This window comes from Collinsella aerofaciens (assembly GCF_025289055.1).
Lineage (GTDB): Bacteria > Actinomycetota > Coriobacteriia > Coriobacteriales > Coriobacteriaceae > Collinsella.
This window is the reverse complement of record NZ_JAESIQ010000002.1, coordinates 48,558-61,792: the sequence shown is the minus strand read 5'-3', so window position 1 is coordinate 61,792 and position 13,235 is coordinate 48,558. Positions and strand designations below refer to the sequence as shown.

Below are 13,235 nucleotides of genomic sequence, written 5' to 3'. Positions count from 1 at the left end.
GGGCGCCCGCGCGGGGCCGCAGGGCATGGGGATGATCCTGCGTCCCCGCGCGGGCGCCCCCGGTTATACAACCTCTTCGATAGGAGCTTTTCCCACATGGCAGACATCGCATTCGAGAAGGACCTCTCCGTCGCCGAGACCGGCATCGGGGGCCTCAAGGTCGTCGACCTCGCCGTCCACGGCGACTCGCGCGGCTGGTTCAAGGAGAACTGGCAGCGCGCCAAGATGTGCGCCCTGGGCATCCCCGACTTCCGGATCGTCCAGAACAACATCTCCTACAACGACAGCCGCGGCGTCACCCGCGGCATCCACGCCGAGCCCTGGGACAAGTTCATCTCCGTGGCCCGCGGCTCGGTCTTCGGCGCATGGGTGGACCTGCGCGAGGGTAGCGCCACCTACGGGAAGGTGTTCACCTGCACGCTCGACCCGTCCAGGGCCATCTACGTCCCACGCGGCGTGGGCAACTCCTTCCAGGCCCTGGAGGACGGCACCGCCTACACCTACCTGGTGGACGCCCACTGGTCCCTCGAGCTCAAGAAGACCTACACCTTCGTGAACCTCGCCGACCCCGAGCTCGCCATCGAGTGGCCGATCCCGCTCGATGAGGCCACTGTATCCGAGGCGGACCTGAACCACCCGATGCTCAAGGACGTCGTCCCGATGGCGCCCAAGAGGACGCTCGTCACCGGCTGTAACGGCCAGCTGGGCCATGCTGTGCGCAGGCTGGCGGAGGAGCGCGGCGTCGCCAAGGACTTCGACTTCTGCGACATCGACACCTTCGACATGTCAGACCCGGACGCCTACACACAGTACGACTGGTCGCTCTACGGCACCGTGATCAACTGCGGCGCCTACACGGCGGTCGACAGGGCGGAGACCCCCGAGGGCCGCGCCACCGCCTGGAAGGCCAACGCGACCGGGCCGGCGCTGCTCGCCCGCACCTGCGCCGAGCACGGCATCACGCTCGTGCACGTCTCCTCCGACTACGTCTTCGACGGCACCGCCGAGGTGCATGACGAGGACGAGCCCCTCAGCCCGCTGTCCGTCTACGGCCAGACCAAGGCCGCCGGCGACATCGCCGTGGCCGGGTGCCCGCGCCACTACATCATGCGCTCCAGCTGGGTCATCGGCGAGGGCCGCAACTTCGTGAAGACCATGAAGGGCCTGTCCGACCGCGTCGCCGACCCCGAGGACGGGCTCGCGCAGGTCACGGTCGTTGACGACCAGCTGGGCCGCCTGACCTTCACGCGCGACATGGCCGGGGCCATCTTCCACGTGCTGGGGACGCACGCCCCCTACGGCACCTACGACTGCACCGGCTCGGGCGCCGTGAAGAGCTGGGCCGACATCGCCCGCGCCGTCTTCGAGGCCGCCAACGGCAACGGGGACAGGGTCGTGCCGGTATCGACCGCCGACTACTACGCGAGCGCCGAGGGCCCCGTCGCCCCGCGCCCGGTCCACTCCGCGCTCGACCTGTCCAAGCTCGAGGCTGCCGGCTTCCACATGCCCGACTGGGAGGAAGAGCTGGGGGAGTACATCAAGACGCTCTAGCCGCTATTAACTTTTCGAGAGTAAAAGCCGCCGTTCTTTAACGGCGGCTTTTCTTGTTGGTGGCTATCTGCGCAGTGGTGCCAATAGTATTTTGCGGAAGATCTACCTCTCGCTTGGCTTGGAAGTAGGGCGGCCGGGCTGGTCATCGTAGGCGTATTTGCTGTACACGTTTACCTCCCACTGCTTTTTTTCGACCTTTGCCACGGAATCGAGGATGAATCCGGTCGCAAGGCTTAGGCCGCACAGGAACATAAACGAGGCGGCGAGCACGGCGGTGGGGAAGCGCGGAACGAGGCCGGTCTGGAAATACTCGACAACGATGGGCATGCCCAGGGCGAGACCAGTCACCGCAAACAGAAGCGCGACGAGGCTGAAGAACTTCAGCGGGCGGTAGTCCTTGAACAGCGTGCCGATCATCGCAACGACTTTAATGCCGTCGCTCACGGTATTGAGCTTGGACTCGGAACCTTCCGGACGGTCGCGGTACTCGATGGGCACATCTTTGATGCGCCAGCGGTGGTCGACGGCGTGGATCGAGAGCTCGGTTTCGATCTGGAAGCCCTCGGAAAGCACAGGGAAGGTTTTAACGAACGGGCGGCTCATGGCACGGTAGCCGGTCATGACGTCATCGAAGCTGTAGCCATAGATCCACTTGATCATGGCGCGGACCAGATTGTTGCCAAAGCCGTGGAAGGCACGCTTGTTCTCCTCGGCATAGGTGCCGTTGGAAAGGCGGTCGCCTACGGTCATATCGGCCGTGCCGTTGAGGATAGGCTCGCAGAGGGCTTTGGCCGCCTCGGCGGGGTAGGTGTCGTCTCCGTCGACCATCAGGTAGCAATTGGCGTCGATGTCGCGAAACATCTGGCGGCACACGTTGCCCTTTCCCTGACGGGGCTCAAAGCGCACCGTGGCTCCGTGTTCGGTGGCGATGCGTGAAGTATCGTCTGACGAGTTATTGTCATAGACATAGACCGTAGCCTGCGGAAGCTCGCGGTGAAAGTCGTCGACGACCTTACCGATTGTGAGCGCTTCGTTGTAGCAGGGGATGATGACGGCGATGGATTCAGAATTCACTCAATGCTCCTTACACATTCAATCCTTGAAAGTATAGCCGTTTGGACTTGTCATCCTTAGATGTGGGTTAGTTCTCCAGTTTTGTTGCGCGAATCGTTTGCAGGGCCGTCGGGTCTATACTGTTCGTTTGTCAACGATTACGAGTAAAGGAGTTGCATCCGTGTCGGATCAGACAAAGCAACAAGAAACTCGCAGTCTGCCTGCGACGTTTGCTAAGAACGAATTTGAGAAGGACGCGTTTATCCTTCGTCAGCTGGTTACCAAGGATTTTAAGATCAAGTATCGCCGTAGCGTTCTGGGCGTCGCATGGTCGGTGCTCAACCCGCTGCTGATGATGATCGTCATGGCCATCGTGTTCTCGACGATTTTCGCCCAGGGCCGCAATGGCTCAATTACGCCCGAGATGTACCCGCTGTACTTGATCGTGGGTAACGTCACCTTTGCCGTCATGTCCGAGTCTACGAACCAGGCCCTGACGTCGATCGTGGGTGCTGCCCCGCTGCTCAAGAAGGTTAAGGTGCACCGCTGGGTCTTCCCAGTACAGAAGGTGCTCTTCTCGCTGGTTAACTTTGCCTTCTCGCTGGTCGCCGTTGCCATCGTTATGCTGTGGTTCCACGTTATGCCTTCTTGGCACCTGATTCTGCTGCCGGTCTGCCTACTGCTGCTTATGTGCTTCTGCATGGGCCTGGGCATGATGCTCTCCGCCCTCACGGTCTTCTTCCGCGATGTCATGCATCTGTGGAGCGTCGTCATTACGGCGTGGACTTACATTACGCCTATTTTCTGGACGACCGACTTCGTTGCGCAAATGCCGCATCTCGTGCGCATTCTGGTCTATGCGAACCCCATGTATAACTACCTGCAGTTTATGCGCGATATCTTCCTGTTCCAGACTACGCCCTCGCTTATGACGTTTGGTATGTGCGTTGCTTGGGCGGTTCTTGCGCTTGTTATTGGCTATACCGTGTTCCATAAGTCCGAGCGCAAGTTCATCCTCTACATCTAAGGAGTGCTGTGATGACTGAATCTGTTGTTGATTACAGCGAGCAGCCTCTGGCTGTCGAGGTCGACGACGTCACCATGATCTTTAACATGGCGTCCGAGTCGCTGACCAACCTCAAGGAGTACTTCATCAAGCTTGCCAAGCACGAGTTGTTCTTTGAGGAGTTTAGGGCGCTCAAGCATATCTCGTTTGATATTCATCGTGGCGAGGTCGTGGGTCTGGTTGGCACCAATGGTTCCGGTAAGTCTACGATGCTCAAGATTATCGCCGGTGTGCTTGAGCCTAGCGAGGGCAGCGTTAAGGTGCACGGTAACATTGCGCCGCTGATTGAGCTTGGTGCCGGCTTTGACCCCGAGCTGACCGCCCGCGAGAACATCTATCTGAACGGCGCCCTGCTCGGCTATACCAAGGAGTTCATCGACGCCAACTTTGACGGCATTATTGAGTTCGCTGAGCTGCAGAACTTTGTCGATATGCCGCTTAAGAACTTCTCCTCGGGCATGGTGGCGCGTATCGCCTTTGCAATCGCGACGATTACCGAGCCCGATATTCTGATCGTTGACGAGACGTTGTCCGTCGGTGATGTGTTCTTCCAGCAGAAGTGCGAGGCCCGCATCCAGCACTTTATCCAGAGCGGCGACGTGACGGTTCTGTTCGTTTCGCACTCCATGGAGCAGGTTGAGCGCATCTGCCAGCGTGCCGTTTGGATTGAGAAGGGTGACCTTCGCATGGACGGCCCGGTTGATGAGGTCTGCAAGGCGTACCGCGAGCAGTTCAACTAGGTTATAATTACTTGCGCCTGACAGGCTTGCGCTTGCTTGGGCGTGCGGTTATTTGCTCCATTAGCTCAGTTGGATAGAGCAGGGGACTTCTAATCCCAAGGTCGACGGTTCGAATCCGCCATGGAGCACCATCGTTTATTAAGCCCAGACCGCTTGGTGGTCTGGGCTTTTTTCATCTTGTGTGCTGCTGGAGCCGAGCGCGAGCAAGCCGCTGCTGTTTGTTGCGGTTGGCATTTTACTTTTCGAGATGCTCTTTCAGCAGCTCCAGCGCGTGGGCGTAGCCTTGGAGGCCTTCGCCGGTGATGGTGGCGAAGCAGGCCGGGCGGGCGTAGCTTACCTGGCGGAAGTCCTCGCGGGTCTCGACGGCGCTGATGTGGACCTCCACAGCCGGGATAGCGACGGCTTTGAGCGCGTCCAGGATGGCCACGCTCGTGTGCGTGTAAGCCGCCGGGTTGATGACGATACCGTCGACCTTGCCGTAGGCCTCCTGTATCTTGTCGACGATGCTGCCCTCGTGGTTGGACTGGAAGACCTCGACCTCGTCGAAGCCCTGTGCGGCGCCCGCTTCCTGGCAGATCTGCACTAAGCGGTCGTAGTTGTCGCTGCCGTAGATGCCTGGCTCGCGAATGCCGAGCATGTTGAGGTTGGGGCCGTTGATGACGAGTGCTTTCATGGATGCTTCCTTTTCGGTTGGAAAACCACCACAAAGGTGCCTGTCCCCTTTGTGGTGGTTTTGGTTAGAGAGTGGGTGGGAGGGTGTCGAGGAGGGCTTGGGCGGTGTTGGTGGCGCAGTCGCGTGAGTCGATAATGCAGTCGGCCCAGGCGCGGTAGCGCGGCATACGCTGCTCGGCCAGCTTGTCGATGCCATCGCGGGCGGTGATGGGGCGGCCCTTGTGGGCGAGCTCGTCGAGCTTGCGGTTGAGCATCACAATCTGGCTGTTCTGGTGCAGCAGCGGATAGTTCTCGTCGCGCGTTACCACGCCGCCGCCGGTGGAAAGCACCAGGCCGCTGCGCTTGGAGATGTCGGCCAGGGCCGCCGTCTCCTGCTCGCGGAAGGCCGCCTCGCCGCGCTCGACGATATAGTCGGCACAGGGCATGCCGAGGCGTTCCTCGAGGGCGCGGTCCAGGTCGATGTGCTCGCGACCCGTCAGCATTGCGATCTGCTCGCCCACGCGGGTTTTGCCCGAACCCGGCATGCCGATCAGCGCGATGTTCTGTTCGCGACGTGACAAGCGCTCCGTTACGTCCAGGATGCGCTCGCGCGGGGTGACCTGGCCGGTATAGCGCTCGACGGCCTGTGCCGCTTGGGCAACGAGCATCAGCAGGCCGCCGATGCAGGGGATGCCGCGGCGCTCAGCCTCGAGCATCAGACCCGTGCGGGCGGGGTTGTAGACAATGTCGATGACGCCCTCGAGTGCATCGAGGCCTTCGAGCGTGCAGGGAGCGTCGGGGCAGTGGGGGAACATGCCGGCAGGCGTGCAGTTGACAAGCAACGCGGCATCTGACTGCAGTGCGAGGTTGCCGTAGTTGACCTCGCTTGTGCGGCCCACGGGCACCACGGTGGCGCCAAGGTCACCGAGCACCATGCTGGCCGTGGTGCCGGCACCACCGGTGGCACCGAGCACAAGGACCTTCTTGTCGGTAACCTCTACACCCAGCTCCTCGACCAGGCACCGAAAACCAAAGTAGTCGGTGTTGTCGCCGCGCAGGCGACCGTCAGGTAGGCGTGTGATGGTGTTGACGTTGCCCATGCGCTCGGCCAGGGGACTCAACTCGTCCAGGTAGTCCATGACGGCGCGCTTGTAGGGGATGGTCACGTTGGTGCCCTCCCATTCGTCGCCGGTCATAAAGGCCTCAAGATCCTCGGGCTCTCGCTCAAAACGCACGTACTCAAGCCCAGCGAGCTCCTTGTAGATGGTCGGGGTGTAGCTGTGGCCCAGCACGCGGCCCAGGACGCCGTAGGGGCGGGTCGCGGCGGTATCGGTCATCTAGAGCACCTCCGTGTAGCTGCCAAAGTAGGTGAAGCTCTCACATACGTCGTCGATCGAGTCGAGCAAGTCGTCGAGGGCCTTGCTGCCAAAGGGGCAGTCCAGGTCAAAGTAGAACATAAACTCAAAGTCGCGACCGGGGATGGGACGGCTCTCGAGCTTGATGAGGTTGATGTTGAGCGCGTAGAAACGTTCGAGTACGCGATAGAGCGCGCCCGGCTCATTGGCCGTGGTGATCATGAGCGAGGTGCGATTAGCGCCGGGGTAGACGCGCGGCTCGCGGCTGATGACGACAAAGCGCGTATAGTTGTTGTCCGAGTCCTGGATATTGGGCTCCAGCACCTCCAGGCCATAGAGTGCCGCGCAGCTGCGCGATGCGATGGCAGCAACATCGGTGCGCTCGGAGCTGGCGACCATTTCGGCCGACATGGCCGTGTTGGGGTACTTGGTGGCGTGCAGGTCGTGGGACTCGATAAAGATAGCGCACTGCGCGATGGCCTGACCGTGGCTGTAGACCTCGCGCACGTCGGCGAGCTTGGTGCCGGGTTTGACGAGCAGGTTGTGGTCGACCTTGAGTCGCAGCGAGCGCACGATGTGGAAGTTGAACTGGGCGAGCAGGTCGTAGACGGCGTTGACCGAGCCAGCGGTGGAGTTCTCGATGGGCAGCACGCCAAACTCGCAAAAGCCGTCGCGTACGGCGCGCATGACGCCCTCGAAGGTCTCGAAGAACGCGATATCGGGCACGGCAAAGAGCTTGCACGCGGCGATCTGGCTGTAGGCGCCCTCAACGCCCTGGCAGGCGACGCTGGCGGTCTGGGGGAAAGGCGTGTCGGAGGCTGCAGCCGTGGCGTGTGCCTTTTGCGAGACGGTGATGCCCTTGAGTTCGTTGATGTAGCGCTGCTGCTCGGCCTTGCTCATGCTCATGAGGAGACGGAACAGGGTGATGGTCTGCGCCTCGTAGCGCTCGGGCGCGCGGCTGGCGAGGTTGTTGAGCTTGGAGCGCTCGCGGGCGGGGTCGAAGACGGCCTTGCCCATCTCGATTTTTGACTTGGCGACCTCGGTGGCAATGTCCATGCGCTCGACAAAGCTGCTGAGGAGCGTGGTGTCGATGCCATCGATGGTCTGGCGGATGTCAGCAAGGTCCATAGGGACCCCTTTCGTGAATCATTGCCCGGGGTGGGCGGGTTAGAGCTGGGCGGCGTCCTCGAGGAGGGCGTCCCAGATGGCGAGCGCCGCGGCTGCTTCGGCAACGGGGACGGCTCGAGGGACGATGCAGGGATCGTGGCGGCCGTGGACCGAGAGCTCGGCATTTTCCATAGCGTCCATGTCTACGGTCTGCTGCTCGCGGCCAATGGAGGGCGTCGGCTTTACGGCCATGCGCCACATGACGGGCGCGCCGGTGGAGATGCCGCCCAGAATGCCGCCGGCGTTGTTGGACTCGACCGCAATCCCGCCGGTCTCTGCATCGATGCGATACGTATCGTTGTTCTCGCTGCCGCGCATGGCGGCCACGGCAAAGCCCATGCCAAACTCCACACCCTTTACGGCGGGAATGCCAAAGGCGATTTGCGCGATGCGGTTCTCGATGCCGTCGAACATGGGGTCACCGATGCCCGCGGGAAGCCCGTAAATGCCGCACTCCACGATGCCGCCGATGCTGTCGAGTTCGTCGCGCGCGGCTAGGATCTCCTCACGCATTCGACCGGCTGCGGCGGCGTCAATGCACGGCAGATCGTTCGTAAGGATCGCCTTGCGGTCGGCCTCACGATAGACCATATCGTCCATCGGCAGGTCGGAGATGCCGCCGATCTGCGCGACGTGTGCCATGACCTGAATGCCGCGGGCCTCGAGCGCCTGCAGCGCGATCCCGCCGGCGATGCATAGAGGGGCCGTCAGACGGCCGGAGAAGTGCCCGCCGCCGGCGACGTCGTGCATGTTGTGGTACTTCACACGCGCCGGAAAGTCTGCGTGCCCGGGGCGGGGCTTGCGGCGCAGCTCGGAGTAATCCTTGGAGCGCGTGTTGGTGTTCTCGATAATCGCTGCAATGGGCGCTCCGGTGGTATGTCCATCGACAACACCGGCGATGATGTGGGCGGCGTCGGCCTCGCGGCGTTTGGTCGCGGTCTCGTCGCGACCGGGGGCGCGACGGTCGAGGAAGGCCTGCAGCTTCTCTTGGTCCACGGCGATGCCCGCCGGGATGCCATCGAGCGAGCAGCCGATAGCGGGAGAGTGCGACTGGCCGAAGATGCTTAAGTGCAAGACGTTGCCAAAGGTCGAGGACATGCTATTCCTCCTCGAGCGTGACCTTGCCGCCCAGCAGGCGGTAGTGGTCGAAGAAATCGGGATAGGACTTGTTGACAGCCTCGGCGCCGTGGATTACGACCTCGCCGGTGGCGCGGCTCGCGGCGATGGCGGCCATCATAGCGATACGGTGGTCGTTGTGCGAATCGACCTCACCGCCGGTGAAGGCATCGACGCCCTTGATGATGAGGTCGTCGCCGGCAATACGCACCTGCGCGCCCAGCGCAGTGAGCTCGCGGGTGGTTGTGGCCAGGCGGTCGGATTCCTTGATGCGCAGGCGGGCACAATCGCGGATGAACGTGCGGCCTTGCGCCAGCGAGGCCACGGCCGAGATAACGGGTACCAGGTCGGGAATGTCGTGGGCGCTCATCTCAAAGCCGGCAAGTTTGTCGGACTGCACGGTGGCGGCGTTGGTGGAGCGCACGATACGGGCGCCAAAGCGCGAAAGCGCGGCAAGCACGTTGCGGTCGCCCTGTGCGGAGCTCAGCGACACGCCCTCGACGGTGATGGGGTCGGTGCCGATGGCACCGGCGCACAGCCAAAAGGCGGCGTTGGACCAGTCGCCCTCGACGGCTACGCTGCCGGGCGTGCGGTACGAGCCGCTGCTCACGCGGAAGTTCGTGACCTCGGGCTGGCCGTCCTTGGCCGGAATACGCTCGACGTTGACCTCGACGCCAAAGGCCTTCATGGCCTGGATCGTCAGGTTGATGTAGGGGCGGCTCTCAATAAGGCCGGTCACCTGCACGCAGGAGGGCTTGGCCAGCAGCGGGGCTGCCAGCAGCAGGCCCGAGATATACTGCGAGCTCACATTGCCCGGCAGGATAAAGGTGCCCGGGCGCATGCGGCCGCTCGTCTTGAGCGGAAAGCCGCCCAGACCCTGTAAGTCGCAGCCGGCGGCGATGATCTCGTCCGAGAGCGGGGACAGCGGGCGGGCGCCCAAGCGTCCCTGACCCACAAAAGTCGCTTCGGCGCCCAGCGCGCAGGCGACGGGCAACATAAAGCGGAGTGTGGAGCCGCTCTCGCCGCAGTCAAGCATGCCACCCGCAAGTGCTTTGAGCAGGCCAAACTCAACACTCTTCATGGTGGGGTGGACCTGGAAGCCATCCTCGACGGTCTCGATGCGAGCGCCCAGTGCCGTAAGGCAACGCACCGTAGCCTCGATGTCGGCGCAGGTGGTGTTGCAGGTAACGTGCGTCTCGCCGTTGGCAAGCGCGGCGCAGATGATCAGGCGATGCGCCATCGACTTGGACGCGATGGCGGGAACGGTGCCCTTAAGCGGGGACGGGGTGATGCGGGCTAGCATGCGAATGCGTCTCCCTTCTGGCCGAGGCCCTCGGCAATGAGTTCGTGGAAAGTGGAAAGCGGCGTGCGGTCGATGCTGCAGCGGCCGATGCCGTGCGGAATCACCAGGTCGATGGTGTCGCCCGCGCGCTTCTTGTCGTGGAGCGCCTCGGCAAAAACGGCATCGGCATCTAGGTCGCAGCGGGTCTTGAGGCCATGGCGGGCGCAGAGCTCCTCGATACGACCGGGCAGTGCAGCATCGCAAATGCCGTGCAGGGCCGCGGCGCGCGTGATGATGCCCATGCCGATCGACACGCAGTTGCCGTGTCCGAGCTCAAAGTGCTCGCAGGCCTCGACGGCGTGTCCGGCGCTGTGTCCAAAGTTGAGGAGCTTGCGCTGGTTGGTCTCGCGCTCGTCGGCAACGACCACGGCGCGCTTGATGTCGATATTGCGGGCGATGATGAGCGCTACGCGCGCCACATCGCGGTTGAGCAGCTCCAGCGTGAGCGGGGTCTTCTCCAGCTCGGCGAAAAGCTCCGGGTCGGCGATCACGGCGTGCTTGACGACCTCGCCGCAGCCGTCGGCGAACTGCTCGGGCGTGAGGGTGGCTAGGCACCCCACGTCGGCGATAACCACGCTCGGCTGCCAAAAGGCGCCGGCCAAGTTCTTGCCGGCAGCCAGGTCGATGGCGGTCTTGCCGCCCACCGACGAATCCACCATGGCGAGCAGGCTCGTCGGGATCTGCACAAACTTACAGCCGCGCATGTAGGTGGCGGCCACAAAGCCCGCCACGTCGCCCACGACGCCGCCGCCGAGTGCCACGATCACGTCGGAGCGCGAAAGCTCGTGCTCGGCCACAAACTCCAAAATGGCAACATAGGTTTCGGCGCGCTTATGGGCCTCGCCGGCCTCGAAGGTGCAGATGCTTACCTCGTAGCCAGACGCCTCCAGGCTCTGCTTAACGGGCATCTGGTAGAGCGGGCCCACGTTGGTGTCCGTTACGATGACGGCCTTGGCGCCGCCGGCAGTGGCGCGCACGAGCGGTCCCGCCTGCTCCAGCAAAAACGTGCCAACATGCACCTGGTAGGGGCGTGCAGTGTCGATATCGATGGTAATCGCCATAAGCTTCGGTCCTTTCGACCTGGCGTGATAGGTGGTCTAGTGGGAGGCCTCGTCGTCGAGTGCGCGCTTGATGCGGTCGCCCTCGGCAAGGAGATTCTCCAGATAGCGCTGGTCGCGGTTCTTGAGCGCACGGCTGTAGGCGCCAAGCGAGTCGATCAGGTGGTCGATCTCGAAGGCAAGCGCGTCGGCGTCGTCGATCATGAGCTCGGACCACATTTGCGGGTTGAGGTGCGCCACGCGGGTGAGATCGCGGTAGCTACCGGCCGAAAAACCGTGGTGGACCTGGGCGGTCGGGCTCTTTACGTAGGCGTTGGACACCACGTGCGCAAGTTGGCTCGTGAAGGCGATGACGCGGTCGTGCTCGGCGGCGCTGGTCACGCTGAACTTGCCAAAGCCCAAGGGGCGCACCATCTCGCGCACCTGCCCCAAGAGCTCCAGCTTAAGGGCATCGTCCACCGCGGGCGGAACGAGCACGAGCGGGGCGCCCTGGAACAGGTCGGCGCGGGAGTGCGCGTAGCCCGAGAACTGGGTGCCCGCCATGGGGTGCGCGCCCACAAAGTAAAAGCCGTGTTCGCGGGCAAGCTCAAAGGCGCGTTCGCACACGATGTCCTTGACGCCCACCGTGTCGATCACCACGGGGCCCATAATGGCCTCGGTGTCGGTGGCGTCGGCGAGCGCCTGGGCATGCGCCTCGAGCCACTCGATGCAGGCCTCGGGGTAGCAAGCCAGGACGATGATGTCGCATTCGCAGAGTGTCTTGTCGTTGAGCTCTCCGGCGACAGTGCCCATGCTGGCGGCCGTCATGACATCGTCATCGGGGTCCCAGGCCAGCACGCGGACGCCCGCCTGTGCATAGCCGCGGGCAAAGCTACCGCCGATGAGGCCAAGGCCGACGATGCCGGCGCACTTGGGGCCGCCCTGGTTAACGCGCGCGTTTCTCACCGTACCCATGGGCTACTCCATGGTCTCTTGGCAGACAACCTCGCGGATGGCTCGGATGCGGCGCATGGTGTCGTCGAACTGATCGGGGGTGAGGGCCTGGGCGCCGTCGGACCAGGCTCGGCTCGGCTCGTCGTGGACCTCGATCTCCAGGCCGTTGGCGCCGCAGGCGGTCGCGGCGAGCGCCATGGGCTCAACGTAGCGGGTGTAGCCGGTGGCGTGGCTGGGGTCGGCGACGACGGGCAGGTGCGACAGGTGGTGCAGCACCGGCACGGCGTTGAGGTCGAAGGTGTTGCGGGTGCGGGTCTCGAAGGTGCGGATGCCGCGCTCGCACAGGATAACGTTGTCGTTGCCCTCGCTCATGATGTACTCGGCAGCCATGAGCAGCTCGTCGATCGTGCCGGACATGCCGCGCTTGAGCAGAATCGGGGTCTGGGTCTTGCCGACCTCCTTGAGCAGGGGGAAGTTCTGGGCGTTGCGGGCGCCGATTTGCATGACGTCAATCTTCTTGTCAAGGAAGACCTGCACGTCGCGTGGGTCCATGATCTCGGTGACAATCGGCATGTCGAGCTCGGCAGACGCCTCGCACAGCAGGTCGAGGCCGGCGGGGCCCATGCCCTGGTAGGCGTAGGGGGAGGTGCGGGGCTTGTAGGCACCGCCGCGCAGCATCGTGGCGCCGGCGGCCTTCACGCGGCGTGCGATGCGAATGAGGTTCTCGCCCTCGACGGAGCAGGGGCCGGCGATGACTTGGAACTGGTCGCCGCCGATCTTGACGCCGTGACCGCAGTCGATGACGGAGTCCTCGGGGTGGAACTTACGGTTGGCACGCTTAAAAGGCTCGGAGACGCGCTGCACGCGCTCGACGACGTCCATGGACTCGAGCAGGAACGGGTCGACCTTGGTCGTATCGCCCACCAGGCCGATGATCGTCTCGTTCTCGCCGCGCGAGACATCGGTCTTCAGACCCTTTTTCTCAATCCAGCTGACGATATGGCTTACGGCCTCGTCGCTGGCGCTCTGCTTTAAAATTGCAATCATGGTGTGCCTCTCACCTCGATGGATAACTTTTGCAAAAACGGCCCGCATCGCGAGCCGTGTATATGGTGCATGTGAGTTTATACTATCTGACTCGCTTTTGCCTTCTAAAGTGGGCCGTTGCGCCTCGTCTCCCACGGAATTGCAAAGCTTTTTCTT

12 protein-coding genes and 1 tRNA gene are annotated in these 13,235 nt (G+C 62.8%); 4 read left to right on the top strand and 9 right to left on the bottom strand.

The genetic code is table 11. The features are described 5' to 3' along the window. Window positions 1–96: 96 nt before the first annotated feature. Window positions 97–1,551 (top strand): sugar nucleotide-binding protein, encoded by a 1,455-nt coding sequence (locus JMJ97_RS01220; RefSeq protein ID WP_260698869.1) that lies wholly within the window; start codon window positions 97–99, stop codon window positions 1,549–1,551. A 102-nt stretch (window positions 1,552–1,653) separates the two neighbouring features. On the opposite strand, the gene JMJ97_RS01215 is transcribed toward JMJ97_RS01220, so the two are convergent. Next, window positions 1,654–2,625: a glycosyltransferase family 2 protein gene (locus tag JMJ97_RS01215; protein WP_260698868.1), complete on the bottom strand. Its 972-nt coding sequence runs from the start codon at window positions 2,623–2,625 to the stop codon at window positions 1,654–1,656. Window positions 2,626–2,785: 160 nt separating this feature from the next. On the opposite strand from JMJ97_RS01215, the gene JMJ97_RS01210 reads away from it, so the two are divergent. The 3 genes from JMJ97_RS01210 to JMJ97_RS01200 all read left to right on the top strand — a co-directional run bounded on the left by JMJ97_RS01210 (window position 2,786) and on the right by JMJ97_RS01200 (window position 4,541). Further along, window positions 2,786–3,631: an ABC transporter permease gene (locus tag JMJ97_RS01210; RefSeq protein ID WP_232219792.1), complete on the top strand. Its 846-nt coding sequence runs from the start codon at window positions 2,786–2,788 to the stop codon at window positions 3,629–3,631. 11 nt (window positions 3,632–3,642) lie between these two features. Next, complete coding sequence (locus tag JMJ97_RS01205; RefSeq protein WP_006236046.1) at window positions 3,643–4,410, top strand: ABC transporter ATP-binding protein; 768 nt, start codon at window positions 3,643–3,645, stop codon at window positions 4,408–4,410. A 54-nt stretch (window positions 4,411–4,464) separates the two neighbouring features. Further along, window positions 4,465–4,541, top strand: a tRNA-Arg gene (locus JMJ97_RS01200). A gap of 104 nt (window positions 4,542–4,645) precedes the next feature. Here the strand turns inward: JMJ97_RS01200 and aroQ are convergent. From aroQ to aroF, 8 genes are all read right to left on the bottom strand, one after another. Beyond that, window positions 4,646–5,083, bottom strand: coding sequence for a type II 3-dehydroquinate dehydratase (gene aroQ / locus JMJ97_RS01195; protein ID WP_260698867.1), 438 nt, complete (start codon window positions 5,081–5,083; stop codon window positions 4,646–4,648). Between the two features lie 64 nt (window positions 5,084–5,147). Next, window positions 5,148–6,398: a shikimate kinase gene (locus tag JMJ97_RS01190; protein ID WP_260698866.1), complete on the bottom strand. Its 1,251-nt coding sequence runs from the start codon at window positions 6,396–6,398 to the stop codon at window positions 5,148–5,150. Next, entirely contained in the window at window positions 6,399–7,544 is a 1,146-nt protein-coding gene (gene pheA / locus JMJ97_RS01185) for a prephenate dehydratase (protein ID WP_260698865.1), read from the bottom strand. A gap of 39 nt (window positions 7,545–7,583) precedes the next feature. Beyond that, complete coding sequence (aroC, locus tag JMJ97_RS01180; RefSeq protein WP_260698864.1) at window positions 7,584–8,681, bottom strand: chorismate synthase; 1,098 nt, start codon at window positions 8,679–8,681, stop codon at window positions 7,584–7,586. 1 nt (window position 8,682) lies between these two features. Continuing rightward, window positions 8,683–10,002, bottom strand: a complete 1,320-nt coding sequence (gene aroA, locus JMJ97_RS01175; protein ID WP_260698863.1) for a 3-phosphoshikimate 1-carboxyvinyltransferase — start codon at window positions 10,000–10,002, stop codon at window positions 8,683–8,685. Further along, a complete protein-coding gene (gene aroB / locus JMJ97_RS01170; RefSeq protein WP_260698862.1) occupies window positions 9,996–11,102 on the bottom strand; it encodes a 3-dehydroquinate synthase in 1,107 nt (368 codons plus the stop codon). The genes aroA and aroB overlap by 7 nt, the downstream gene beginning before the upstream one ends. 36 nt (window positions 11,103–11,138) lie before the next feature. After that, window positions 11,139–12,053 carry a prephenate dehydrogenase gene (locus JMJ97_RS01165; RefSeq protein WP_260698861.1) on the bottom strand — a complete coding sequence of 305 codons (915 nt, stop codon included), beginning with the start codon at window positions 12,051–12,053 and terminating at the stop codon, window positions 11,139–11,141. Between the two features lie 3 nt (window positions 12,054–12,056). Then, window positions 12,057–13,079 carry a 3-deoxy-7-phosphoheptulonate synthase gene (gene aroF / locus JMJ97_RS01160; protein ID WP_260698860.1) on the bottom strand — a complete coding sequence of 341 codons (1,023 nt, stop codon included), beginning with the start codon at window positions 13,077–13,079 and terminating at the stop codon, window positions 12,057–12,059. Window positions 13,080–13,235 lie beyond the last annotated feature (156 nt).

What these genes read in the sequence shown, in the direction of transcription:
- aroB (WP_260698862.1), bottom strand. Translation starts at nt 11,102, where the DNA reads ATGGCGATTACCATCGATATCGACACTGCACGCCCCTACCAGGTGCAT.
- pheA (WP_260698865.1), bottom strand. Translation starts at nt 7,544, where the DNA reads ATGGACCTTGCTGACATCCGCCAGACCATCGATGGCATCGACACCACG.
- aroA (WP_260698863.1), bottom strand. Translation starts at nt 10,002, where the DNA reads ATGCTAGCCCGCATCACCCCGTCCCCGCTTAAGGGCACCGTTCCCGCC.
- JMJ97_RS01165 (WP_260698861.1), bottom strand. Translation starts at nt 12,053, where the DNA reads ATGGGTACGGTGAGAAACGCGCGCGTTAACCAGGGCGGCCCCAAGTGC.
- aroC (WP_260698864.1), bottom strand. Translation starts at nt 8,681, where the DNA reads ATGTCCTCGACCTTTGGCAACGTCTTGCACTTAAGCATCTTCGGCCAG.
- JMJ97_RS01190 (WP_260698866.1), bottom strand. Translation starts at nt 6,398, where the DNA reads ATGACCGATACCGCCGCGACCCGCCCCTACGGCGTCCTGGGCCGCGTG.
- JMJ97_RS01205 (WP_006236046.1), top strand. Translation starts at nt 3,643, where the DNA reads ATGACTGAATCTGTTGTTGATTACAGCGAGCAGCCTCTGGCTGTCGAG.
- aroF (WP_260698860.1), bottom strand. Translation starts at nt 13,079, where the DNA reads ATGATTGCAATTTTAAAGCAGAGCGCCAGCGACGAGGCCGTAAGCCAT.
- aroQ (WP_260698867.1), bottom strand. Translation starts at nt 5,083, where the DNA reads ATGAAAGCACTCGTCATCAACGGCCCCAACCTCAACATGCTCGGCATT.
- JMJ97_RS01220 (WP_260698869.1), top strand. Translation starts at nt 97, where the DNA reads ATGGCAGACATCGCATTCGAGAAGGACCTCTCCGTCGCCGAGACCGGC.